Below are 26,207 nucleotides of genomic sequence, written 5' to 3'. Positions count from 1 at the left end.
CTTAATGTCAATAATGACGAAATCCTTGTAGTGCGTTTAGCGAAGCCATGCCGCAGGCTTTGCATCTTGCTCGCTACTAATACCCAATTTAAATGCATGACGGCTGATCAGGAATTATCGGACACCGCGTACCTTTAGAAAAGGGCGAGTCGAGATAGATTAATTCTCACACCACCTACGATATGCAGCGACTCGCCCCTACAACCCCGATAATCCTGACAATCCCGATAAGTCCAACAAACTATTGGTTCATACACCAAATTTTATTCAAGTTCAAGGTATACCTGTCGCCATACAGGTGAGAACGTTCTTGACGGCTGAAACGAGAAGGTACCAGTAAGGACTCTTTTGCCTTCTGCCTTGGGCTATAGGATGACAACCATTCAAAATGCTCAAAGAACGCTAGGATTGACGTAGTTGTGCTGTCAAACTCGGTGAATTATGGCTCAAACACTATCTCCCCCCTTAGCATTAACCTCGGAAAATGTCGAAGCTGTCCTCGATGAATTGCGTCCTTACCTGATGGCTGATGGCGGTAACGTTGATTTAGTTGAAATCGACGGTCCGATTGTAAAACTGCGGCTACAAGGTGCTTGTGGGTCTTGTCCCAGTTCTGCCATGACCCTGAAAATGGGTATTGAACGCCGCTTACGGGAATTTATCCCGGAAATCGTGGAAGTTGAACAAGTCATGTAATTATTCTGCGTTTTTAGTTTGGCGTTAAGGGTTAAGAGTTATAAAGTGAGAGAACCCCCTCTTCACACCTAAACTCTAGACCCTTAACGTTTACTATTAACGATGAGTCATCCGTTATACGTCGCCTTTATCTGGCATCAGCATCAACCTCTCTATAAAAGTCGCAACAGCGTGTCCGGCTCAAATGGACGGTATCGCCTCCCTTGGGCGCGGCTGCATGGGACGAAAGATTATTTGGATTTAGTGCTATTGTTAGAGCGCTATCCTAAGTTACACCAAACGGTCAACTTGGTGCCGTCGCTGATTTTGCAGTTGGAAGATTACATGGCGGGGACAGCCTTTGACCCCTATCTGGAGTTGACCCTGACGCCAACCGACCAACTCAAGCTGGATCAACGACAGTTTATCGTTGAGCATTTTTTTGATGCCAATCACCGCACCCTGATTGACCCCCATCCTCGATATGCCGAACTATACGAGATGCGGCAAGAAAAAGGGAAAACTTGGTGTGCAGATCATTGGACGCATCAGGATTTCAGCGATTTACTGGCATGGCATAACTTGGCGTGGATTGACCCAATATTTTGGGATGACCCAGAAATTGCCGCTTGGTTGGAAAAAGGACGAAACTTTACATTAAGCGATCGCCAGCGGATTTATTCTAAACAACGAGATATCCTTAAGCGCATCATCCCTCAACATCGCCAGATGCAAGAGGCGGGTCAGTTGGAGGTGACAACAACGCCCTATACTCACCCGATTTTACCCTTACTGGCAAATACCGATTCCGGACGGGTGGCGATTCCGGATATGACTTTACCCCTACAGCGTTTTCGGTGGGAAGAAGATATTCCCCGTCACCTGCAAAAAGCGTGGCAGATGTATGAAGAACGATTTGGACGCACACCACGCGGCTTGTGGCCCTCAGAACAGTCGGTGAGTCCAGCCATTCTACCCTATATCGCCGAGGCAGGATTTAAGTGGATTTGTTCCGATGAGGCGGTATTGGGGTGGACAGTGCAGCACTTTTTCCACCGGGATGAAACCGGAACCCTGATGGAACCCACGTTACTCTATCGCCCCTATCGCTTAGAGACACCCCAGGGGAATTTGGCAATTGTGTTTCGGGATCACCGCTTATCGGATTTAATTGGCTTTTCCTACGGATCAATGGAACCCAAGCAGGCGTCAACGGATTTTGTCAGCCACTTAGAAGCGATTTCCCGTTCGATTAAACGCCTACAGCAAGAGGGAGGGACTGGATTAGATCAACCGTGGCTAGTAACCATTGCCTTGGATGGAGAGAATTGCTGGGAATTTTACCAAAAAGACGGGATTCCTTTCCTTACCTCACTGTATGAAAAACTCTCGGCGCATCCGCAGATAAAATTGGTTACGGTGTCGGAATTTCTGGATCAGTTTCCTCCTAATGCTACACTTCCAGCCGATCGACTGCATAGTGGATCATGGGTGGATGGTAGTTTTAGCACTTGGATTGGTGACCCCGTGAAGAATCGGGCATGGGATTTACTCACCCAAGCGCGGCAAACCTTAGCCAATCATCCTGAAGCCACACCAGACAACAATCCGGAAGTCTGGGAAGCCTTATATGCGGCGGAAGGTTCAGATTGGTTTTGGTGGTTTGGTGAGGGTCATTCATCCAACCAAGATGCTATTTTTGACCAGTTATTCCGGGAACATTTGACTGGGATTTATCAGGCATTAAATGAACCAATTCCTGCCAGTCTCAAGCAACCTCTAGACACCTACGAATCGAAAGGCGATCACCGACCTCTGAGTTTTATTCATCCAGTGATTGATGGCTTTGGCGATGAGCAAGATTGGGATAAAGCGGGTCGGATCGAAGTAGGTGGCGCACGGGGAACGATGCACCGCAGTAGTGTGATTCAGCGGTTATGGTATGGTTTGGATCACCTGAATTTTTACCTGCGATTGGATTTTCAAGCCGGGATTCAAATTGGTCAGGATATTCCCCCGGAATTGCATTTATTATGGTTTTATCCGAATCGCACGGTTCACAATAGTCCAGCCCCTTTAGCTGAGGTTCCTGATACTGCCCCGGTAAACTATTTATTTCACCACCATTTAGGGATTAATTTGTTAACGGGTTCGACGTGGTTAGAAGAAGCCGGAGAATACTATCACTGGCATCCCCGCAAAAGTCGCGCCCAAGTTGCGCTGAAGCAGTGTTTAGAAGTGGCTGTTCCCTGGGCAGATTTGCAGGTGGAACCGGATTATCTGCTGCAGTTGGTAATGGTTTCTGCGGATAATGGCATGTTCCGCAGTTATATCCCAGAGGATAAATTGGTGGGGTTACAAGTGCCGTAAACGGGTTGATTGTTCATTGTTCATGGTTTTTTTCGCTATGAATGATGAACAATTTAGCCAATTGATGAGCAAAGGAGAATTTGAAGGATGACGGATTTTCGTAAGTTGAAAGAATGGAATAAAGCCCACGAGTTAACCGTTGAGGTTTATCAGGTGACTAGAGGGTTTCCGGAAGAGGAATTACTGGGGTTAACTCAACAGATTCGTCTGGCTTGTGCAGCGATTCCGATTAAAATTGCTCAGGGGTGCGATCGCGAGGAGGCGGAAGACAGACTCAGCTTCCTGCGGCTGGCGAGGGATTCGGCGATTGAGGTGGAGTATTATCTGCTGCTGTGTTATGAGTTGGAATTGCTGAGTGCTACGGACTATGATCGTTTGGTCAGTGGTGTGGTTGAGGTGAAAGAATTGTTGGAGTCTTTTATCCAAAACTTCTATGGAAATTTTTGAACTCTTTTCTCTGTGCGATCGCATATCTTGGAGTCTGGGCGATTTCCTAAACTTCAGGTTCAATCCCCGCAGCTCGTAACTGTGCAGCTAACCGTTCTGATCGTTCACGACCTGTTAACAGAAGATTGCCTTGGTCATCCCACCAGCGCAGCCACGGTAATTCGATATTCTGATACTGTCCCTGCCAAATTCCCAATTCTAGTCCTAAAGGTGCGATCGCGTAATGACCTCGTTCGTTGGCTGGAATGACCTGATACTGACCTTCGATCAAGTGATAGACTTCAATACTGGCACGGCTGACTTCATAAATGCCGTAAAATGCTGGACGAATCACTTGTTCGTAAATCCAGAATTTACCTGGCTTTTGCATTCCGCCTTCTTCTGGAAATAAAGGGGTTCTATCTCTTTCCTCTGCGCCGTTCCCTGATGCAAATTCTAAGACAATAAATGGAGGAATTAACTCTTGCCAAAGGACGTAGGAACGCCGTACTTGACCATTGAGGGTTGGCGAAACATTCGGGACATAGAACCAATCGGGTGCTTCTGCACCGCGTTCGGGGGGTTCTGTCATCCGCCAATAAATCCCGCAATCTTGACCAATACAATAACGCCCGTTAGGATGACGTTCTTGGAGAATAGGTTCTATAGAATCCGTTAATAGGATACTTTGGGGATGTTCTTGGAAATTCTTCACAAAAGAACCATCAGATTCGGGGAGTTGGGTATGGTTGGGGAGAGTGGAGTTGGGTGAGGGAACGGTGGAAGTCATGGGGAGATAGTTTCAGGGCTAGAGTAGCGATCGCTCTACTATTACAGTGTGAACTACCTACATCAAATCGAAGATTATGATGTAAGCTTCGTGTCTCATTCGCCGATGCCGCCATACCCGAAAGTATATTGGTCTTACTCAGCGTTTCTGGTTAGTCACCTAACCTTTATCTCCTCAATGGGAGAACCCACGCAGCTGCCCTGATTCCCAAGGCAGAAATTCTTAGATAGCTTGTAAGGTTTTCCGATTTTACGGGCAGAGCAGCATGGACATCTTTAGATCCAGCGGCTTTTCTGATTCCCTAGTCTCTGCCGAGTACATACTTTATACCCAAAGGGTGGCCTCTTAGTCAGCTAGGTGGGTACAACGACCGAATAAAATTATAACATAAGAAAACAGGTTTTCTTTTCCAAGTTCTAATCCACACGCGATCGCACTGTCTATCGGGAGCATGTCAGTTTTACCAAAATGCTCTTGTAGGTTGGGTAGAGCGTAAGCGTTACCCAACAGGCTAACGATGGGGTTGAGTTTCGTTCCAAGGGTTCGCTTCTGTGCTGATTACTCAGCCTCACCGATGAGGGTAAATGCTGCCCATTGTTTAGGATTAGGATATTGTTTCATTGTTGTCAGCATTGCCTGACGTAGGGCAACGGCTTTGTCAGGATTTTGTTGTAAATTGCGGTAAAATTCTGTCATTAAAAAGGCGGTAGAATCATCGTTAACTGCCCAGAGGGAGACTAAAATGCTGGGAACTCCGGCAGATATTAACGAGCGAGATAAGCCAATGACACCATCTCCTTTTATGTCGCCGCGCCCGGTGTCGCAAGCGCTGAGGACGACTAAATCAGCAGAGAGTTTCATGTCGAAGATTTCCCCGGCGGTGAGTAAACCATCAACTACATCATCAGGTTTACCGGAAGGGGCAAGGGCGATCGCTCCTGGTACGCCAAAGCCTTTAAAATCATGGAGTAAGCCGTGGGTGGCTAGATGAATGATGCGTGCCTGCTGCATTTTCTCCATCACTGCTGCTTTGGTGGCTTGGCTACCTATCAGGGCTTCGGTGTTGAAGAAGTCGGCAATTTGATTGGCTTCTCGTTCTGCACCAGGGAGAGGAGTTAAGTTGGCAACTAATTCCCCAAATTGGATTTTGGGCATGGTAGGATTGCCGACGACTAGCACATCTCCGGTTGAGTTTTGAGTGTTTGGCTTCTGCTTGCGGGTTAAGTCGAGAACTTGGATGGCGGGTGCGGTGAGGATGGTATGTTTTTCGACTAAATAGTTGCCTTGCTCGTCTTGCAGGGCGGGGAAGGGGACGAGAAAGAGGGAGGCTTGCGGGATGAAGATGACTCGCTCGTTGGGGTCTTTGGGTAGCAAGTCGGCAATGGGGGCGATGAGTAGTTTATGGAGTTGCCGTAATTTTTCGGTTGAGTTTTCGGGTTGGGGATTGACGACGGTTACATCGAAGAGACTGCGACCTCTGACACCAATATTATCACGGCTGGTGGTAACAAGTTCTTGTAGGGATGTGTTCAGGGATTTGAGGTCTACTTGTTTAAAGGCAATTTCTCCGGTGGGTTTGATAACCCAGATGTAGATAGCTTCATACCCTATTGTGGAATACTGAACCAGTGTGGCGTTTTGTTCAGAGGCAATTTGCTTAATTTCTTGAAGGGTTGGGGGTTTGATATTGAGTTGATTGCTGGGGTTTTGTGAGAGTTTTGAGTCTAATAACTCCACCAAGGCACGTCCGCGACTGCGTTCGGCAATTTCTAAGGCTTTGTCAATTTTATTCTGTGCGACTAAGGCATATTGCAGCCAAAGGTAGGTAGTCGCTTGCCGTTCAAAAATGGAGATTTTCTGGTCATCTTTTAAGTTTCGTTGTCGCAGTGACTCCCAAACCTCAATAGCTGCGAATAAGGTGATTTCGGCTTGGGAATACTTACCTTGTATATTGTAAATCAACCCAATATTGTTGAGCGTTGTACCTTCTACTGCCCGGTTACCAATTTCCGTGGCAATGGCTAAGGCTTTTTGATGAGATTCCAACGCTTGTCGGTACTGTCCTAGGTCGGCGTAAACTCCCCCAATATTATTGAGCGTTGTCCCTTCTCCTCCCTTGTTACCAATTTCCGTGGCAATGGCTAAGGCTTTTTGATAAGATTCCAACGCTTGTGGGTACTGTCCCAGATTGCGATAAACTTCCCCAATATTGTTGAGCGTTGTCCCTTCTCCTCCCTTGTTACCAATTTCCTTGTGAATGGCTAAGGCTTGTTGATAATATTCCAACGCTTGTGGGTACTCTCCCAGGTAGCCGTAAACTGCCCCAATATTGTTGAGCGTTTTACCTTCTCCTGAAGAGTCACCAATATCTTGGGCAATGGCTAAAGCTTGTTGATAGTACTCCAACGCTTGTGGGTATTGTCCCAAGTTGGAGTAAACTAACCCAATACTGTTGAGCGTCGAACCTTCTCTTCTCTTATCACCAATTTCCGTGTGAATGGCTAAGGCTTGTTGATAATTCTCCAACGCTTTTGGGTACTGTCCCAGATTGCGATAAACTCCCCCAATATTATTGAGCGTTGTCCCTTCCAATGCCCGGTTACCAATTTCCGTGGCAATGGCTAAGGCTTGTTGATAAGACTCCAACGCCTTTGGGTATTGTCCCAAGTTGGAGTAAACTAACCCAATATTGTTGAGCGTTTTACCTTCTCCTGAAGAGTCACCAATATCTTGGGCAATGGCTAAAGCTTGTTGATAATATTCCAGCGCTTTTGGGTACTGTCCCAGGCTGTCGTAAACTGCCCCAATATTGTTGAGCGTTTTACCTTCTTCTGAAGAGTCACCAATATCTTGGGCAATGGCTAAGACTTGTTGAAAAGACTCCAACGCTTGTGGGTATTGTCCCAAGTTGAAGTAAACTAACCCAATATTGTTGAGCGTTTTACCTTCTCCTGAAGAGTCACCAATATCTTGGGCAATGGCTAAGACTTTTTGAAAAGACTCCAACGCTTGTGGGTATTGTCCCAAGTTTAAGTAAACTACCCCAATATTGTTGAGTGTTACAACTTCTCCTCTCTTATCACCAATATCTTGGGCAATGGCTAAGACTTGTTGAAAAGACTCCAACGCTTGTGGGTACTGTCCCAAGTTGGAGTAAACTAACCCAATATTGCTGAGTATCGCACCTTCTCCTGAAGAGTCACCAATGTCTTGGAGAATGGCTAAAGCTTGTTGATAAGACTCCAGCGCTTTTGGGTACTGTCCCAAGTTGTCGTAAACTAACCCAATATTGTTGAGTGTTGTAACTTCTCCTCTCTTATCACCAATTTCAGTGCGAATGGCTAAAGCTTGTTGATAAAACTCCAACGCTTGTGGGTACTGTCCCAGATTGCGATAAACTTCCCCAATATTGTTGAGTGTTGCACCTTCTCCTCTCCTATCACCAATGTCTTGGACAATGGCTAAGGCTTGTTGATAAAACTCCAACGCTTGTGGGTACTGTCCCAGGTTGCGGTAAACTGACCCAATATTGCTGAGCCTTGTACCTTCTCCTGCCCGATCACCAATGTCTTGGGCAATGGCTAAAGCTTGTTGAAAAGACTCCAACGCTTGTGGGTACTGTCCCAGGCTTTGGTAAACTCTCCCAATACCGAGGAGAGTTATTCCTTCATATTGGCGCTCTCCAGTTTCTCTGACAATAACTAAAACAGTTTGAAGCGTCTCCAAAGCTTCTCCAAACTGACCTTGCTGATACTGCTGAACTCCTACTTCTAATAGGCGCAGCGCCTCGTTATTCCGTTCTTCTCTTGTCTGCGCCTGCGCCAAAGCAGCACCACTTCCCCCACTATTCCCCACCCCTGGTAACGGACAACTCACCCCAATGAGTAAGGAGGCAGTAACAACACTAAGACGGTATAAATGACGATACATAGACAACTTTCTCTATTAATGGGTTAGCAAACTGCTCGTACATATCTCCCCTACGGAGAAGGTTATGCAAAAAATTACTCAACTTATCGAGAAATGAACGCTTGTTGTATGCGAACTCTCCACACTCGCTCAGAGGGTGTTTGAAAAGTGTCACTTGTCATTCTAAGCGCAACCCTTCACGGAGCTTGCCCTTGAACGAAGTGAAGGGTTCGAGGGTAAACTCCGTGGAGCGCGAAGAATCTCTGTGTAGCGTTGCGGTTCGAGATGCTTCACTACGCTATCGCTCCGTTCAGCATGACATTTTAGACTTCTCAAACATCCTCTCAGCTCACCTCAAATGTAATCGACAACGTCGCAATCTCCGCCGTACTGATACGCCTCGCTCTCACAGCCGCAATACTGCGTTCCTCACTCAAATCCGCCAACAAATCCCCAACCACCTCAACAGGTTCCCTCAACGCCAACGCCCCCTCACTCCGATTCAACTCCTGCGCTAACGATACCAACGTTTTAACCGCCCTTTCCATCGGCGTGCGGCTAGCAATTACCAACGCTTCAGCCGTTCCGCTTTCCCTCGCCTGTAACCTCAATTGCTTCGGATCGCCAATCGTTAAAGTGCGCCCTGGATCTAAGCGCATCCCTTCCTTAGACGTGGGATAAAGATAAGGAAACACTACCACTAACCCACCCGTAGAGTCAATCAACAGCGTTGTCAGATACAGGGGTTCGCTTTCCCGGTTCGTGACGCGAAACTGAAACAGCTTTTGTACGGGTAAGCGGTTGGGATACACTGACTCTTGACTGGCTTGCTCTCGCCCTGTCGTTGTTCTAGCAAGTACCCGTTCCGGTTTTTCTACCAAATGCATCGACACCTCCACATTCAGTTGAGAAGCCCCTGCATTGAGCGTTTTTTTAATAATATAGGTAGCTAAAAAGGATTTTAGTTTGGGTTCGAGACGTTCGATCGCATCCGTAACCGTTTCCCCCACCTCACCAAACGATCGCGGTACGGGGACAAAGGCTTCGGTAAATAAACCAATACTACCCACCGCCGGAAGATTAGCAACCCCATCCCGTTGCAATTCCCGATAAGAATCGACACTCACCCGACTGAGGATAGATTGCACGCCGCCAGGATAGGGAACATTTCCCGGTTGTGCGGGAATAATTTCCGTCCGAGGCAGAGCCGCGATCGCATTTTGTAGTAGATTAATCTCACCCGAAAGTGACGGATCGACACCGAGGCGGAGAGTGAGATTCGCCGGAATGACGCGACTGTATTCTTGCAGCAGCATTCCCGGTTGCAGCGAAGTCACTCCATCGGTTTCCACCAACTTCGCTTCCCCCCACAAACCGTCACGGGATACCAACTCTACCTTGCCAGAATTCTGTCCCCCATCGTTTGCCATTGCAAATGTAGCACCCGGCTGAAACGCTTCCAAACTTTCTCTCCCAACTCCCCCCAGCCACAACATTGCCTCGTCACCGTTAACTTGGGTAATCACCGCATCCGCAGGAGGCACTTGTCGGTTAAAAAAGTAGATAGGACGATTGCGATCGCCATCCGCTAACGGCACTTGACGAGAAAGGGACTTTATGTTGTGAGCAATCTTGGCAATAGCATTTCCTACCGTATCTGTTTGCTGCCAGAGATACTGTGTCATCAGGTAGGTAAACGCCCCCGCATAAAAGCCACCTAAATAAGCATCTAAAGCTTCTTGATCCCGTTGCGCGGAGGCAACAACAATCCCTTTAGCGACTCCCCGACAGCGCCGATTAGTAACTTTTTCCGGAGATAGTTGTAACATTTCCATCCAGCGTTTTTGATAGGCAATTTCTTCCGGGCTGGGTTGAAATTCTTTACCGGAAACAGAACGCACGCGAAAGTTTCCACGAGTGCCACCCCCAGAGTAACAACTATCCAGTACTGCCGTAACATTTTCAGTATTTAACGCCGACATCAGCAGAAATAAACTGCGTCCCATAATATCTAGTGCAATGCCATTTTGCCCGTCATCCGCCGGAACTAACGTGCTATTCAATTCATCATTAACAATTTGGTTGGGGCAGTTTTGGAGGGAATTTGGGTCGTATAATCGGGAACCATGACCGGAAAAATGGAAAACAACGACATCTCCGGGTTTTGCTTGTTTAATTAAATGTTCTTCAAACGCAGTTAAGATTATCTGGCGAGTCGGTTGCTTGTCCGGAGTTTCATCACTTGTTAAGCTGATAATATCATGGGGATGGAAACCAAAACGGTGAATCAGCAGGTATTCTTGCAAATCTACATCTGTGACACAGCCTGCTAAATTGCCGAAGCGATCGCTATTGGGATACTGATTAATTCCGACTAACAGCGCCAACTTACGTGGAGTATCTTGGGCGAGAACTTTAGCATAGCGATGGCTTTTTTGGATAATATCCCACTGGCTTAATCCCAAGGTGGCTAAAGTTGAGCCAGCAAATTGTAAGAAGTGACGGCGAGAAAGGTGATACATGATAACAATTTTGGATTATGGGTTGACGCTTCACCCACATTTTTGGATTGTATTTTTATAGCACTACGAGGATATGTTAGGACATCAGTTGATCCCAAGAGGGAACAGGGAACAGGGAACAGGGAACAGGTAACAGGTAACAGGTAACAGTAAAGAATGTCCTAACCTGTCTTAGTACCGCTATACTTTCCCACCCCTGTTATGCTGGAATTTAGACTCATTCAACGGATCTGGAGACTTGCCCAAGGGAAAGTTACAGAGTACCGATTGCTGGCTTACTATACCTACTATCTCTCAACTTGAGGGAAAATATGCATAAATTGAATCACCTCTAGGCTGGGGTGATGCTGCGCGATCGCACGATGGGTTGGTTCATCCTGATAAGCGATCGCGTGGGGAATAAGGGCTAAAGCCCTGACTACAAACTATGAACGTTTTCCTCCCTGAACATCGCCTAACACATCATCACTCCAATGCACGGGAAACTCATCGCCCCTTTCACCAATAAATTGATCCAGTTTCTCTAGGGCTAGGGGTTCAGGGAGTGGGTAACGTACCCGAATCGTCTTCGGTAAATCGGTGTAGTAGTGCATAAACGTGGCAAAATCCCTGGGATATTTGTCCTCATCTACGCCAACAAACTCACCCCGTAAACGGGCGCGGTTGAGAACAGTACGCCAATCCTCAATCGAAGACAAACCGATGGAATCTGTTCCATGAGAAAAGAGCATCATGTAGATCTCATCATAAGCGTCTGTACTGTCTAAATATTGGTTTAGCCAATTGAAAGACACTTCCGTATTAAACTTCATCCAAAACGGTACTGAACCCGTTCGCAACGTCCAAAACGGTTCTTGCAGGATAAAGGATTCAACTAATAACCGATTGGAAACAATCTGACGCTGCTTGTACCACCACCGATAAAATTCAGCCACAAAGGGACTCATATCCTCCGGTTGCTCAAACGTGATCCGCCGCACCCGATACCCTCGCTGACGGGCAAAACGCTCCACATCCTCGCGTAGGCTTGGCTCAAAGCCCCACTCCGCCTCGGGGCGATCGCGATCTGGAGTGGGTGCGTCCCATTGTCGCAGAGGTGACTGGTATTTCTCCAGAAACTGAGCAACTCGTTCGCCACCGTGGAGGAACTCTTCTGCTGTTGCACCACCTAATGCGCCAAACTGGAAAATATGGCGATCGCTAATCTGAGTTGTCGGGAAGGTGCGCTGACATTCGACGAGAAAAATTGTCCCGCCTCTGGGTAACGAATTCTCCAAGAAGCGCTCATACGTTTTACCCAAGCGCAAGCGCTTGACGCGAAAATAGCTCATTCCCTGACTCGTCAGCCGATCCTGACTCGGATCATGCATCTGATATAACGTGAGATCAGGATTAGCCTCTAGTAGATCCCTAGCGGGTTGTTTACTCCACTCTAAAATCTTTTTTGGCTCGTCTGGATCAATCCCTGGATGCTTTACTGGGATGAGAAAGGTTTGGGGTAACCATGGCATGTCCAAAGCGGCGTAGAGATGAACCAACGCCCCACAGGAAGAACCGATCGCAACGGCTGGGTAGGAACGCTGGGGATACTCACTCACCATCCATTGAGCCACAGCATCAGCACTGACATTCCCTAACTGATCAGCGGCAATGGCTTCACCTGCACTACCCTGAATGTAAATCGATTCCTGGAGAGAACGGGGTAACTGGTTCACTAGGGCGATGAGGGGTTCTGTAACAGGTGGTGCGATACCGACTCCGGGAAAATCTTCCCCCCGTAAATACGCCGCCGTCGCCCGCAGCATCCCTGAGGCGGAGTCAAAGTCAGCAATGTAAGGGGGGGCTATTCGCATCATTGCCAACATAGAAGTCAACATGCGATTGTTAAAAGGTATATTCACTTAGATCTCCTGTGTCAACTGATGCGATTTTGTTGCCTCTAGGAACGCTTTTGTTATACGGCTCAATTCTACAGGAGCGCTGTAATTGAGGGTATGTCCGCCCCCAGGAATCACGGCTAATTGACCTTGGGGCAACAGTTCCACGACTTCCTCTGCCCAATACGGTGGCACCAGAGGGTCTTTTTCACCGCGCACAACCAGGGTGGGGACTTGTACGTCGGGAAGCTTTGCCTCGATGCGATCGGCTAAGGCAATCTGGATCGTACAAACAGCCCGCAGCAAACCAGCCTGCCAATAATCGTAGAGTTGAATCGGTGCTTGGGAGGAATCTTCATAGCGTGAGTCTAGAATCAATTGCCACAACTGTTCCCCGAAGGTGCGGGTGTGCCGATTCATTGTTGGTCCCTGAAGCACCGCCCGTTCGATACGATGAGGATGACGGATGGCAAACTCTACAATAATTTGACAGCCGAAGGAATTCCCCAGCATTGTCGCCTTCTCGATTCCTACGGCGTCCATCCATTTACACAAAATATCGGCTAATTCAGGTAACTCCAGCATATAGTCTGGCTTATCACTTTCACCATAACCGGGCAAGTCGGGCGCGTAGACATGAGCAACGGGTGCGAGTAACTCAGCGGTGGGCATCATATAGCGACTGGAAACCACCAGTCCATGGATCAGGATCACAGTTGGAGCGTCTTCGGGTAGCGCCTCTGCCGATCTGCGATCGTGTATGGACAAACCATCAACCATTGTGTACTGACGTTGCAGTTTTTCTTCAGATAAAGTCATTATTAAGTAGGTGGGCAAAATTAAAGTTAACGGCGGGGGTCGTCATTTGTCATTTGTCATTTGTCATACTCGCTTTCATCGAGAAGCAAGCTACGTTTATGTAAGGGTTGGAGGACAAGGACACAGGGCACAGGGAACGGGGAACACCTCGGCTTCGCTCGGTGTGTAACGGGGAACGGTAAGGATTTGACATCTCTAATTAACGCCATTCTCCTGTTAGAAGTGGTTCAATGGGATGGCGTGACTTACGCATCCGCAGATCATTCAGAATTTCCGCCGTACTTTCGGTTTCTGATTGTGGATCGAGTTCGATACCGAGTTCTTTAGAAACATCGGCGGCGGCTGAAATTAACACCATTTCAGCGCCACTGTAATCGAGAAAATCTGGGGGGTTGGCGGCAATAAAACGATGATTTTCAAACTGTTTTTGCAGGTGTTGCGGGAAGTCAACTTTTTGCTCCTCTCCTAAGCCAGCGCCCTGCGGAGATGGTTTATCGGGATTTTTGATATTAAGAATATAACTTCCTTCCGGTTCGATCCGTAGTTCCTGCTGCGCCTGACCTTGTTCTTCCGGAAGTTCCAGGGCATAGACAAGATGAGTGTGATCGTTATGAAGCACCAGATCATAGACCCCTTCGCCAACGGAACGGGCAGCAGGTTGCTCTCGTTTGCCTCGGGTTTTTGTCTGATAGGTCTTTTCTCTTAAACCCTGCTCAATCTTTTTGGCGTCACTACTGACACTTTCGACAAAGCCCCAAGTTTGTTGCCCATGCTGGCTCACTTCTGGTAGTTGTTTTTGTCCGACTACAATCAGGCGATAGGATGCCTTTCCGTGAGGTTTCAGAACTATGTAGAACCGCTGCACATCATCAAGTCCTTCGACAGAATGTTCTTCGACTTTGGGTCGGTAACAGAAGTAGATGTTGCCTTGTTCAAGAACTTCTACGTTGTTCTGTTGGTCTCGATCGTTTGCCATGAAATTGCTCCTTATTTTTTATTCCGTATATAGAGATATAGGGTTGGTATAATTGCCAGAACACCAGTCCAGTAATAGGGGTTGACGAATAAACTAAAATGTGAATAATTTTGAGTAATCTTTTTTATGTATTACTCAACTGAGGCTCTCGGCATAGTTTTTCGGTAAATTCGTGTCGTTGAATACACTTCAGCTTAGACTCATGCCTGGTGAAAAATACCCTATCTTTAGGCTGAAATAACTGTAAGTAGGTTGATGGAAATAAATGAAACTATGTTAATTTATGTAAATACAAGCTTCAAACCCTTACGTAGCTTGCTATTGGCGTTTAGTGAGTTAAAGATGACGTCAATAAAATCCTCTTCAAAGACGCGATCGCGATCACCAGGACAAACAAAGTAATGAATTCACGTAACCAGACATATTCGGGGCGAGTCGCGTAAATAATGATGTTACTATCAAGTAGCATCATTGACTTCCCCTGGACGTTCACGATCCTGTCTGCTCTGGCGCTGCCATACTAAAGGATCGATCCCTGAAAATACCTGTGTCTGCGCTAATTGTTCTACTACTGCCGCCATTTGTTGCCCACGGCTGTGGGTTGTAATCAGCGGTTCTTCCTGGATAAAAGTGACTAGAACCTGAACCGGACAATCGCCCTGAAGCCCCTGATTGACTTCCTCCTGCCATTCCAGCAAATTGCCCTTCAGGATAGCCCGAAATGTACGCAGCATAAGCAATGGCTCTAAGCTTTGCAATCCATTCTAACCTCAAGTGTTTACTTTGCCTCACTCAAAGAGCGTTAAACTTTCATACACTTGATTGAAGAACTCAGAGAGTTTACCCTCATCTAATTTGCCATTCGTGCGAACCCCACTACAGACATCCACGCCAAAGGGTTGAACGGCTTGAATCGCATCCTTGACATTATCTGGAGTGAGTCCACCCGCTAAGAAAACAGGCACGTTGACTAATTCCCGGATGCGTCGGCTAATCGTCCAATCATGAACTCGCCCGGTTCTGCCCAGTTCTTTTTCTGGTAACAGGGGATTCCCCGAATCGAGTATCAATGCAGAAACAGAGGGCGCAACGGCTAACGCTTCCTCGATCGCGGCTTCGCTGGTAATATGAATCGCTTGGACAATGGCAATTCCAGGTAATGCCTGACGTAAATCATCATGGCTTCCCCACTGTAGGCGATCGCAAATCTGAATCGTGTTAACGCCTAGGCGTCGTTGCTGGGCAACAATGGCTAAGGTATCAAATTTACTGGTGAGTAGAAATGATGAGACACCCGGAGGGACTTTAGTGGTGACTTGGGCAATCAAGCCTTCAGACACCATACCCGGTCCACTGGGCATCTCGGATACTAAGCCTATGGCAGCAGCGCCATAACGAATGGCTAAATTGGCTTCGTTCATGCTACTAATGCAGCAAATTTTAACTCTGGGTCGGATTGTTGGTTCCATCAACTTCCTATGAAAAACGTTCTGATATAAAGGTTTGAGAAGAGGGCGACCCGACCCAATTTAGTAGAGGGCGACCCGACCGTCTGTAGGGGCGGGTTTTACCGATACCATGTAAGCAAAAACTGGTAACTTATGTAAACCCGCCCTGTTTCTGGCGTTGTTAATTAAGCTAAGCGGGTCGCCCCTACCTTGTTGATGATAACTCTATTCCGAGACTAATTCGTTTTAGCCAGAGGAACGATCAACCCATTGGAAAAATAACTGACTCTGTTGAACATCCTGATTCATACCATAACTGGTAATGGTTAGCGATCGCAGGTGGTTAAATAAAGGTTGACCAATGAGTTCCACCACCCGCAAAATGGGAAGCTGACGCTCAATTAAGGGTTGGCTCTCTAACCAGTTGAGATAGAGATACCCATCATTTCGAGTCGGTAAAGCCGCGATCGCGTTCTGAAAGTCTAGGTTCTGAACCAGTGAATCCTTCACGCCCCCAAGGGCGGCGTCCATCGCCTCAATGGATGTGGCAAACACTTCATAGTCTCCCACCGTGGTGTGAACCCCCCGAACTTGGGCTTGTAGACTTAACAACCCATCTTGGCGATTCTTCAGCGCTTTCGCTGTCACCAACTTCGTCCACGCCGTCGTCGTGCGATCGCCAAACGGGAGTTCTCCCACATTGAGTCCCTGCTGTTTGGCGACGATATCCAAATGCTCAATCGCGTCAATTGCCCGATCATTGTTAGCCGTTTGCGCCACAAAAATCCAGTCGGGATTCGGTTGATCCGGTCGAGGAAACAGGGATAAGGCATAGTCTTGTTCCACCCAACTGAAAATCTCTTCTGGTAATTGAATCCCCCAACGAGACTCTAACTGGGCAATTCCTTGGTCGAGTAAGCTACTGAGATTCTCATCGGTTTCCAGTCGGGTGGACAGTTGTTCCCAAAATTGGTTTAAATTCACCCCAGCAATTGCTAACGCACTTTGGGTGGGAATGTACTGGAGGGCATCAACAGGCTGGGATAAGACTGGGGTAATCGATTCTGGACTCGATTTTGACCGAGGAATCGCCGTTTGTGCTAACAACCCCTGACGAGTGAGGGACAAGGTAATCGCCAAGCTTTTAGACGCCTCAAATGACTCACGATTAGGAATCGGTTGATTGGAAATCCAAGCGGCTAGGGCGGGTAAATTCACCACGCTGAATCCAATACGCGGTTCGGTCAGACTTTGCAGCAGTTGTTGATAATCGAAATTTTCTGCCAAACTCAAATCAGGTACTTGTACCGTATTAATCGCATTCCGCAAGACCTTAGGCTGATTGGCGTAGAGGACAAAGCGATCGCCCACAATCGCGCTGGTTAAGGTATCCGGGATGGAACGAGAGTCTGTATCCTCTGCAACCTTTTTCCCTGGGGGATTCGAGGATTGATAAATTAGGTTGACCCCTTTATAGGATTCAACCACTAAATCGGCTGGGTCGGTAATCGCGAGTCGAGAATAAACCTGTTCCTGCGCGGCTTCAGGATCGTTGGTGGTAAAAACGAGTAAATATCCCGGTTGTGCCGCATTTTCGGGATTCCGGTCAACATCTAACGACGTTACCGCCAGGGTCAGTTCATCATCAATCCAGGGTTGAATGTCCCGTTGATAATCCAGCCCCAAATTCGCCAGCAGACTATTTTCCAGTTGCTTAAATTCCGCGATCGCACCTCGTCGCTTCTGGGGTGGAACCAACACTTGCCGCAACGCTGCCAAACGGTCTGGATTCACGAGCAACGATATCATGGCGGGGGCTTGTTTCGGCACAAAAATCGCCGCTGTGGGAGTCTTGACCTCCTGTTCCTGCAAGAGAGTTAGGGGACTGTGGGCGCTGACCCAGAACCAGCCACCGCCAGCGAGTAACAGCAACATTACCACACTGGCTGCTAAGGCATAAAAAAACGAGCGTAGTTTCATTGTCATTTGTCTTATGTCATTTGTCTTATGTCATTCGTCATACTCGCTTCCCTTGAGAAGCAAGCTACGTCTTATGTCCTTTGTTGAAGGTGACTTGCACTCTAATCGGGGCGGGTTTAGTGATATCAGGGTGAACAACCTTCCCGTTAATGGTAAAACCCGCCCCTACACGCTCTCCCTCAGCTCCCTCAGCTTCCCCAGCTCCCTCAGCTTCCCCAACTCCCTCAGCTCCCTCAGCTCCCCCACACCCTTTGCCAATCTTAAGGATATAGGTATTCTGGTATGTATTATTTTCGTTACATCTGTTATGTCAGCTCAATCCTTTAATCAACCCATTCCCCAAATCAGTGTTGAGGAACTCGCGCAGCGGATCAGCCAATCCCCGGAAGGACTCCAGCTTATCGACGTGCGAGAACCCCAGGAAGTCGCGATCGCGCATATTCAGGGGTTTGATGTTCTCCCCTTGAGCGAATTTGCCCAATGGTCCGACCAAATCCACAGCCGCTTTGAAGCTGATGCTGAAACCTTGGTGATGTGTCACCACGGTATCCGTTCGGCTCAAATGTGTCAGTGGTTAGCGGATCAGGGGTTTACCAATGTCAAAAATGTCGTCGGTGGAATTGATGCATACTCCGCAACGGTCGATCCTACCATCCCTCGCTACTAGCGGTCGATCATGGCAAGCTACAGAATCTTGGTTTCTTCTGTTATCTTTGGATCAATACTCATCCAACCAGGAAAGCCTGTCACTTACAAGGTCAGTTTAGCGGCGTTGGCGATTTAACCTATTTTTAGGGATATCTAGGAGAAACATTTCTCCGTAAATTTGCCATAACCCTCATGATTTTAAAGAATTCTGGTGAAAATCTGATTACGTTCGGCTTTTTTTCAAATGTCTGTACACGTCAGTCTTAATAGTCGGCAACAACATATTCTCTGGGCAACCATCCGTCATTACATTGCGACGGCGGAACCTGTGGGTTCCAAAGTTTTAGCCCATGAGTATGATCTGAGTGTTAGTCCTGCTACAATTCGCTCTTGTATGAGCGTTCTAGAAAAATCTGGCTTACTCTATCAACCTCATACCTCTGCAGGACGGGTTCCCTCGGATTCAGGATATCGGATTTATGTGGATCGGCTGATAAAACCCTCTAATACGTTGGGACGTCAAGCCGAGACATTACTATCAGATCATTTGAAGGGAGACGATTTCAACTTTGAGGCGTTGCTACGGGATGCGGGGCAAATTCTCTCCACCTTGAGTGGGTATATTACCCTGATTACTTTACCTCAAACTCAAACAACACGATTGCGCCATTTGCAATTGGTGTCTGTCGCACCAGGGCGGGTGATGTTGATTGTGGTGACTGATGCCTATCAAACCCAATCCATTGTCATGGAATTGCCTTCGGTATCAGAGGATGATCCACCGGATGAAGCGGCTGTTGAGCAAGAATTACAGATATTATCTAATTTTTTAAGTAGTAAGCTTCGGGGACGTTCTCTGGGTGAACTGGTTAACTTGGATTGGAGTGAACTTGACCGCGAATTTGCCCAGTATGCTGATTTCTTGAAGAAGGTATTGGCAGAATTAACTCGTCCGATGAAAACATCGGTAGCCACGCCGATTTTAGTTCGAGGGATTGCCGAGTTATTGCGTCAGCCGGAGTTTGCTGAGTTGCAACAAGTTCAAATGTTGCTGCATTTGTTGGAAGAAGAACAGGAACAACTGTGGCCCCTAATCTTTGAACTTCCGGATAATTTGAATTCTAAGCGGCGGGCAAAAGTACGAATTGGCACAGAGAACCCTTTGGAACCGATGCAAACCTGTACGTTAGTTAGTGCGACATACGAACAGGATAATCTACCTGTGGGCAGTGTGGGAATTCTAGGACCTACTCGTATGCTATATGAAAATGCGATCGCGCTTGTGGAAGCCACGGCTGATTATCTGACGGAAGCGTTGAGTCAGGTGGCGTAGTTATTTGTTATTCGTCATTTGTCATTCGTCATTTGTCATTCATCATTCGTCAAATTTAGGTTGGGATCAGGGCGGGTTTCGTTGTTTATTTTGAGGTGGGTTAACTCCTTTAATCCCTAAACCCGCCCCTACGTCTTTGGGATGCGATCGCGTCTAATAATTGGCTAGGTTTTATTGCCCAGTTTCCGGTTAATCTATCAATCTGATCTTGACACAATAAATCCAATATCGGGGCGGGTTTGGGGGCAAAATTAACCGAGAAACCAATAACCTTTCAACAAAACCCGCCCTTCCCCACCATCTCAGCCAACCGAACACCTGAATCCCCAATTTATCCCCATATCTTTGGGAGGCGATCGCGCCTAATAATCGGCTAGGTTTTATTGTCCAGTTTCTGGTTAATCTAGAAATCTGATATCGGCACAATAAATTCAATGTCGGGGCGGGTTTAGGGACAAAATTAACCGAGAAACCAATAACCTTTCGACAAAACCCGCCCTTCCTCAACCCGTCACTGAAACGATCGCCTATTCGGTAACAATACCAAAATTAGGATTATAGTCGCCCTGCCAAACTCGTAAGCCGGGGAATATTTCTTGGGAGTAAGCATCGGCTAGCTTTGGGGTAACGCCGACAGCATAGTGCAGTAGGAGTCGCCATTGTTTTTGACTCAATCTCTGTTGCTTTTGCGCTAATTCAATCAGTTGTTTGGCGGTGTCTTCTAGGGGGATAATTACATTAACCTTATTATCCTCAATCATTTGGAAGTGAGTATCAATATCTTTAAACATAAAACCTTCTCGCCGCTTTTGAATCTCCTGCTGATCTAAATTAACCGCAGGATTGGCTAAAAAGCTTTTGAAATAGTCTTGACAACTGGCTTCATCGTGTAAAGATTGACCCGCTTTGAGTAAATTGCGGGTGATTTGAATTTTGTCCCTGTCTTGCTGCGGAAACCCTTGATTTTTGAGTTCAAATATGGTAAAAATGGCGTGATTGAATTTATGATTCCGGTTGACTCGTCCTGCGGTTTGGATGATAGAATCTAAGCCCGCGATCGCACGATACCCAGCCGTGAAGTCTATATCCACGCCAGCTTCGATTAATTGGGTGCTGATGAGATAAACAGGCAAATCCTGGTTCAAGCGATCGCGCACTTGGTTGAGTACCCGGCGACGGTGGGCGGCGTACATATTCGTACTCAGGTGAAAGGTATTTCCCAGTTCCGATAATACCTTGAATCCCTGACGGGCATCTGTTTTAGCACTAACAACGACAAGGGCATTCTTCAGGGAACGTTGGCGGATATCCTGGAGTAAATCGCGCCAATCCCAGGCTTGTGGCTGATAGTGATACTCGACTCGCTGGAGTGTTTTGGCGTGGCTTTGACGCTGATTTAGCGGTACAATATCGCGAATTTCCGGCAGATCGAGAATTCCATACCAGGGTTGAGTTGCTGAACAGAATACCACAGAACAATTCCACTTGTCCACCAATCCCCGTAACATGGACATGATCGGTTTGAGGTACTTTGTCGGTAATGCCTGAACTTCATCTAAAATAATCACACTATTGGTAATGCGATGCACTTTCCGGCATTGGCTGGGGTGGCGACTAAAGAGACTTTCAAACAGTTGAACCGTTGTGGATACAATAATCGGATAATCCCAACGTTGGGCGGCGAATTGGTAATGGTGTAATTCATCGGTATGGGTATCAAATACCACACCGCTATGATGTTCTAATACGGCATCTTCCGAGAAACTCTCTCGGTAAACTTGGGCGGCTTGTTCAATAATACTGGTAAACGGTGGACAGTAAATAATTCGTTTTTGCTGGTAGTTTTGGGCATGATGGAGGGCAAATGCCATGACACTTAGGGTTTTACCTCCACCTGTGGGAGTGGTGAGGCGAAAGAATCCCGGTTTTAGGGTGGCGGCGGCTTGACAATGGCGATAAATGTCCCGGCGGATGGCGTTGATAGGGGTATCTGCTGCCTTTTGGATCAGATGGTGATAGTGGGTTTCAAATTGGGGGATTAATTGCTCTATAGTTGGAGGTGTAACGGTATCCCAGTCACCCAGAAATCGGGCAGCACTTTCTCGATCCGCATCAACTAACGCCGAGAAAATAATCCGAATTAATAAGTCTTCGGTGAGGGGATGTTTTGGATAATGGGAAGGACAAGTAAAGAAATTATCGCCTAATTCTTTTTGTGCGATCGCCTGGATGGATTGCCAATGCTGATCACCTTTTAGCTTCTGCTGGATACCATCTGCGCCACCGAGATTAGGTAATCCAGAATGATGTCCTAAAATGGCAAAGGCTACGCCATGAAGTCCTTTTTTCCAGGCTAACGCCGCGCCATGAATAGCATGTCCAGGAGATTTACATTTATTCCCCGCCATACTTGCTTGTAAATACTGCTGCCAAGTGGGGTCAAATTTACCTAAATCATGCCATTTTCCAGCGATTTCAGCTAGGGGGTGAACAAAAGCCGCGATCGCGCCTGTTTCTTCTAAGTGTTGCTTAACTGTTTGAACCGTTCCATCTTGACGAGGAGGGCGAGAAATCCGGATGTTAGACTGAGGCGATTGATCAGGAATTATAGAATGAGTTGGTGGATAATCTGAAGTCATAGTTGGGTATTTCTAATTCATTCTTACTCCCCTCTCCCCTGGTGGGAGAGGGGCTGGGGGAGAGGGGGTTTTCATTTATAAATGCTATAAAGGGAATCATACCGAATCCTCAACCGAACCGGAGATGAGTAGCCAAGCCAACGAAATCACCTTCAAAATTTGGGGCGATCGCGCTTTATTTACCCGCCCCGAATTTAAAACTGAACAAGTCACTTATGATGTAATTACCCCCTCCGCCGCCAAAGGAATCGCTGAGTCTATTTTCTGGAAACCCGAAATTCAGTATCAGGTAATTCAGATTAGTCTCCTTAAATCGATTCAGAAAGCTTCGATTCTACGGAATACCCTAAAATCGCGTCAATCTCATCGTACCGCCCAAAGTGGAGGAATCCTAGAAATTGAGAGCGATCGCACTCAGCGACATGCCCTTATTTTAAACGATGTCGCCTATTTAGTCACGATTCAGATGCAGCGTCAGTCTCATGCAACAGATCCCTTAACTAAATATCTGGAAATATTTAAACGCCGATTAGCCAAGGGGCAATGTTTTCAGCAACCCTATTTAGGCTGTCGAGAATTCGTGGCGTATTTTAGTCAGCCAACGGAGAATGAAACGCCCATTGATTTAACTACCGATTTAGGATTAATGCTGCATCATATTGAGTTTACATCAGAAGGAGCAAAACCGATATTTTTTCGCGCCTCGATTCAAAAAGGTGTGATGGATTGTCGGGTAATTTACTCTGGCGACTAGAAGTCGCAGCTACACAAACCAAGTCCGCCTGCGCGGACTGGATTATAAAGTCACCCTTTTGAAGGGGGATTTAGGGAGATAAAATATTTACTCTCTGTTGAAAAGAAAGTTGCAGCTACACAAACCAAGTCCGCCGACGCAGACTCGCTCAGAAAGTCCCCCTTTTGAAGGGGGATTTAGGGGGATCGAACAGTGACATTGACAAACTATTACTTATAATAAAACCATGACCATACTCACTGAATTAGTCAAACTCTCCCACACCCTTAATCTTCCCGCTAAAGCCTACGCCGAATCGACAATTTGCTGGCAAATTATTCTCAATCCCGATGGCAGTTTTAATCGGATTATCGAACTCAATACCCCGCAATATGACCGCAACGGTAAAGCCAAAAAGCCAAAACCGGGTCAAAAACTGTCTTGTCCCCATATTCGCCGCAATGCGATTCAGCCCAAATTAATTACCGATACCGTTGACTATATTTTCGGTGATGGAGAAAAAGCCAAAGCCTATCGCGCCCTCTTACAACGCTGTTATCAAGCCACAAAAGAACCAGCGGTTCAGGCTATCTTAACCTTCCTCAATTCTCATCCTCAACTCGAAGAACTTGAACCTAAGCAAACCGTCACCTTTACCATTGATCAAGTTCCTGGCTATATCCATGATTTACCCACCGTGCAAAAATTTTGGGCGCGACATGTAGATGAACTAACCGCCAGCGATCGCCCGGTGATGCAGTGTTTAGTGACGGGGGAGGAATTACCCGTAACTACCAAGTTTTCCTTGCAGATTAAAGGTGTACCGGGGACAAATTCGGCGGGGGCTTCGTTAATTAGTGCCTATGATAAATCCTGTTGGTCTTATGGCTTATCGGGAGCATTAGTTTCACCCATTAGTGCTGAAGCTGATGAACAATTTTCCCAAGCCCTGAGTTATCTATTACGGGACGACAATCATCATATTAATATCGGTAGTACAACCTTTGTTTTTTGGGCAGATTCTGGGGGAATGACGCGGCATTTATTTGAAACGCCGAGTGTAGAAACGGTGCGAGATTATCTGAATCTCTTCCACAAACCACAGCAGATTAATCCCGATTGGGAGTTTAATATTTTGGCGTTATCCGGCTATACCAGTCGATTAGTGGTTCGCGATTGGATTCATGGCAAAGAACCGGAGTTTGTTCACCACTATGAACAATGGTTAAAGCGTCAAGAAGTGATTGGCTGGAATCGTGATAATTGCGGATATTTGGGCGTCTGGCGGTTGGCGGCGGCGGGGTATCGGGAGGCGAAAGAAATCCAAAGTCGTACTGTAACTGCATTGATGCGAAATGCTGTTTATGGTGAAGCCTTACCTATGGATTTAATCCAACGAGTCTGTGGGCGAAATCGAATTGAGCAAACCGTGAGTTATCCCCGTGCGGTGCTATTAAATATGTATAGTGAAGGCGTGAAACAAGTGAGGAAAGAACAAGGGAAAAAGGTAATGACAGAAGAAGAAGCGATCGCGTTTCAGTATGGGCGACTTTTAGCCACCTACGCCAAGTTACAACGGGCGGCTCAAACTAGCGAGTTAGCTAATACCAATGCAGTTAAATGTTATGCCACAGCCGGATTTTCTCCCATTCCCATGAGTCATCGCCTCGCATCGGGGGCAAAAAATCATTTAGCCGTATTAGAGGGTGGATTAGCCCAGTGGTTTGTCTCCCAGCTTGCCCAGATTAATGGCGCGATCGCAGAATTGGCTCAAACCACAGCTATTCCTACTACGTTTAGTATTGGCGCTCAAGCTTATTTTGATTTAGGCTTTTGGAGTGAGTTGAATACCAAGAAAACTAAAGCGGAAACCCCAATGGTGATCCAGATGCCGACAATACACCCAGAACTGACTTACAAACCGGACATGGATTAGTCACCGATGCTTGTCTGAAGCGCAAGATTCGCAACTTTGTCACCCTGGCATCAGATCAGCGGATTTTTGTCAGCGAAGGCGCTATTTTAAATCAGGCAATTGATGAGGCGGTTTCGGCTAAAGGGTTAACCGTGGACTCTAAGAAAAAAAGGCTAACCAATCCCAAAGATGTTGCTGCAGCACGGGATTGGATGTGTGAGAATTTCTATGACATTCGTATGTTTGGCGCGGTTTTATCCACGGGGAAAAATGCCGGACAAGTGCGCGGTGCGGTACAATTAACCTTTGGGGAATCCCTTGATCCGGTGCTACCGATGAATTTATCGATTACGCGGTGTGCCGCAACGGATACCAATGAACAGGGGAAAGAGAATAAAACCATGGGGCGGAAAAATATTATTCCCTACGGGTTGTATAAAGCGCATGGGTTTTATTGTCCCCAATTTGCCAAACAAACTGGAGTAACGGAGGCGGATTTAGCGTTATTTTGGCAAGCGTTAGTCAAGTGTTTTGAATTTGATCGTTCCTCCGCCAGGGGAATGATGGCAACTCGTGGGGTATGGGTGTTTAGTCATGAGTCGGCGTTGGGAAATTATCCGTTTCAATCCTCAATCCCCCGAAGGGGAATTGTCACGCCCCCAGCAAGCTGCCATTGCTTGGCAGACAATCGTTTCAATCCTCAATCCCCCCGAAGGGGAATTGTCACTGCCGCATCCTGAAAGCCTCTCCCAGAAAGAAGTTGCATCCCCCAATGCGACAACCCCTTAATTTTAACCCTTCGACTAGCCAACCCAAAGTCCTAAAATCGCTGAAACCCTTACGGCGTAAGGTGCGACAACCTCCTGAATAGATAAAAACCTCCAAAGCCTTACCCCCACGGCATTACAGCCAAAAATTTAGGTTCACTCAAAAAAACACCTACCCCTTGTCGCAAAATCCGGCTCAAACACCCTTTATTCTCAGAGAGTGAATTATATTATCAGATAGCACCGACACACGCCCAGAAAACACATAAGTATAAGTGGACACAATTAACGTGAACAGTGGAGAACTCGCTGCCCTCGAGAAGCAAGCTACGTCATTCGTCCTTTGTAAGGATTTGAGGCTTGTTTACAAAACAAGCATG

At 47.0% G+C, this 26,207-nt stretch carries 17 protein-coding genes and 1 pseudogene; 8 read left to right on the top strand and 10 right to left on the bottom strand.

Annotated elements, in window-relative coordinates:
- Positions 1 to 441: 441 nt before the first annotated feature.
- The 3 genes from RID53_RS03840 to RID53_RS03830 all read left to right on the top strand — a co-directional run bounded on the left by RID53_RS03840 (position 442) and on the right by RID53_RS03830 (position 3,492).
- Positions 442 to 696 (top strand): NifU family protein, encoded by a 255-nt coding sequence (locus RID53_RS03840; protein WP_446343276.1) that lies wholly within the window; start codon positions 442 to 444, stop codon positions 694 to 696.
- 102 nt (positions 697 to 798) lie between these two features.
- Positions 799 to 3,045 carry a glycoside hydrolase gene (locus tag RID53_RS03835; protein ID WP_446386853.1) on the top strand — a complete coding sequence of 749 codons (2,247 nt, stop codon included), beginning with the start codon at positions 799 to 801 and terminating at the stop codon, positions 3,043 to 3,045.
- A gap of 87 nt (positions 3,046 to 3,132) precedes the next feature.
- On the top strand, positions 3,133 to 3,492 hold the full coding sequence (locus RID53_RS03830; RefSeq protein WP_446386852.1) for a four helix bundle protein: 360 nt from the start codon (positions 3,133 to 3,135) through the stop codon (positions 3,490 to 3,492).
- A gap of 46 nt (positions 3,493 to 3,538) precedes the next feature.
- On the opposite strand, the gene RID53_RS03825 is transcribed toward RID53_RS03830, so the two are convergent.
- The 9 genes from RID53_RS03825 to RID53_RS03785 all read right to left on the bottom strand — a co-directional run bounded on the left by RID53_RS03825 (position 3,539) and on the right by RID53_RS03785 (position 17,798).
- Positions 3,539 to 4,261 (bottom strand): Uma2 family endonuclease, encoded by a 723-nt coding sequence (locus tag RID53_RS03825; RefSeq protein WP_446386851.1) that lies wholly within the window; start codon positions 4,259 to 4,261, stop codon positions 3,539 to 3,541.
- Positions 4,262 to 4,819: 558 nt separating this feature from the next.
- Entirely contained in the window at positions 4,820 to 8,191 is a 3,372-nt protein-coding gene (locus RID53_RS03820; protein ID WP_446386850.1) for a tetratricopeptide repeat protein, read from the bottom strand.
- Positions 8,192 to 8,514: 323 nt separating this feature from the next.
- Positions 8,515 to 10,692 carry a caspase family protein gene (locus RID53_RS03815; protein WP_446386849.1) on the bottom strand — a complete coding sequence of 726 codons (2,178 nt, stop codon included), beginning with the start codon at positions 10,690 to 10,692 and terminating at the stop codon, positions 8,515 to 8,517.
- A gap of 425 nt (positions 10,693 to 11,117) precedes the next feature.
- Complete coding sequence (locus RID53_RS03810) at positions 11,118 to 12,548, bottom strand: hypothetical protein (protein ID WP_446386848.1); 1,431 nt, start codon at positions 12,546 to 12,548, stop codon at positions 11,118 to 11,120.
- A 45-nt stretch (positions 12,549 to 12,593) separates the two neighbouring features.
- Positions 12,594 to 13,388 (bottom strand): alpha/beta fold hydrolase, encoded by a 795-nt coding sequence (locus RID53_RS03805; protein WP_446386847.1) that lies wholly within the window; start codon positions 13,386 to 13,388, stop codon positions 12,594 to 12,596.
- 199 nt (positions 13,389 to 13,587) lie between these two features.
- The gene (locus tag RID53_RS03800; protein WP_446386846.1) at positions 13,588 to 14,364 is read right to left on the bottom strand and encodes a hypothetical protein; all 777 of its coding nucleotides are present in this window, start codon (positions 14,362 to 14,364) and stop codon (positions 13,588 to 13,590) included.
- A 458-nt stretch (positions 14,365 to 14,822) separates the two neighbouring features.
- Positions 14,823 to 15,098, bottom strand: coding sequence for a hypothetical protein (locus RID53_RS03795; protein ID WP_446386845.1), 276 nt, complete (start codon positions 15,096 to 15,098; stop codon positions 14,823 to 14,825).
- 54 nt (positions 15,099 to 15,152) lie between these two features.
- Entirely contained in the window at positions 15,153 to 15,833 is a 681-nt protein-coding gene (locus RID53_RS03790) for a phosphoribosylanthranilate isomerase (RefSeq protein ID WP_446386844.1), read from the bottom strand.
- A gap of 225 nt (positions 15,834 to 16,058) precedes the next feature.
- A complete protein-coding gene (locus RID53_RS03785) occupies positions 16,059 to 17,798 on the bottom strand; it encodes a DUF3352 domain-containing protein (protein ID WP_446386843.1) in 1,740 nt (579 codons plus the stop codon).
- A gap of 301 nt (positions 17,799 to 18,099) precedes the next feature.
- On the opposite strand from RID53_RS03785, the gene RID53_RS03780 reads away from it, so the two are divergent.
- A complete protein-coding gene (locus RID53_RS03780) occupies positions 18,100 to 18,459 on the top strand; it encodes a rhodanese-like domain-containing protein (RefSeq protein ID WP_446386842.1) in 360 nt (119 codons plus the stop codon).
- A gap of 225 nt (positions 18,460 to 18,684) precedes the next feature.
- Positions 18,685 to 19,773, top strand: a complete 1,089-nt coding sequence (gene hrcA / locus RID53_RS03775) for a heat-inducible transcriptional repressor HrcA (protein ID WP_446386841.1) — start codon at positions 18,685 to 18,687, stop codon at positions 19,771 to 19,773.
- Between the two features lie 527 nt (positions 19,774 to 20,300).
- On the opposite strand, the gene cas3 is transcribed toward hrcA, so the two are convergent.
- Complete coding sequence (cas3, locus tag RID53_RS03770; protein WP_446386840.1) at positions 20,301 to 22,412, bottom strand: CRISPR-associated helicase Cas3'; 2,112 nt, start codon at positions 22,410 to 22,412, stop codon at positions 20,301 to 20,303.
- Between the two features lie 124 nt (positions 22,413 to 22,536).
- Between cas3 and cas5c the strand changes: the two genes are divergently transcribed.
- The 3 genes and pseudogenes from cas5c to cas7c form a co-directional block, all read left to right on the top strand.
- Positions 22,537 to 23,166, top strand: a complete 630-nt coding sequence (cas5c, locus tag RID53_RS03765; protein ID WP_446386839.1) for a type I-C CRISPR-associated protein Cas5c — start codon at positions 22,537 to 22,539, stop codon at positions 23,164 to 23,166.
- Positions 23,167 to 23,392: 226 nt separating this feature from the next.
- Positions 23,393 to 25,081: a type I-C CRISPR-associated protein Cas8c/Csd1 gene (gene cas8c / locus RID53_RS03760; protein ID WP_446386838.1), complete on the top strand. Its 1,689-nt coding sequence runs from the start codon at positions 23,393 to 23,395 to the stop codon at positions 25,079 to 25,081.
- Positions 25,072 to 25,800, top strand: a pseudogene (gene cas7c / locus RID53_RS03755) (type I-C CRISPR-associated protein Cas7/Csd2); the annotation flags it as partial. The gene cas8c and the pseudogene cas7c, both read left to right, overlap by 10 nt.
- Positions 25,801 to 26,207: the final 407 nt, after the last annotated feature.

Source organism: Coleofasciculus sp. B1-GNL1-01 (assembly GCF_040220235.1).
In the GTDB taxonomy this organism is placed as follows: Bacteria; Cyanobacteriota; Cyanobacteriia; order Cyanobacteriales; family Coleofasciculaceae; genus Coleofasciculus.
Note: the sequence above shows the minus strand (reverse complement) of the source record. Positions and strands in the feature narration are given on the sequence as shown.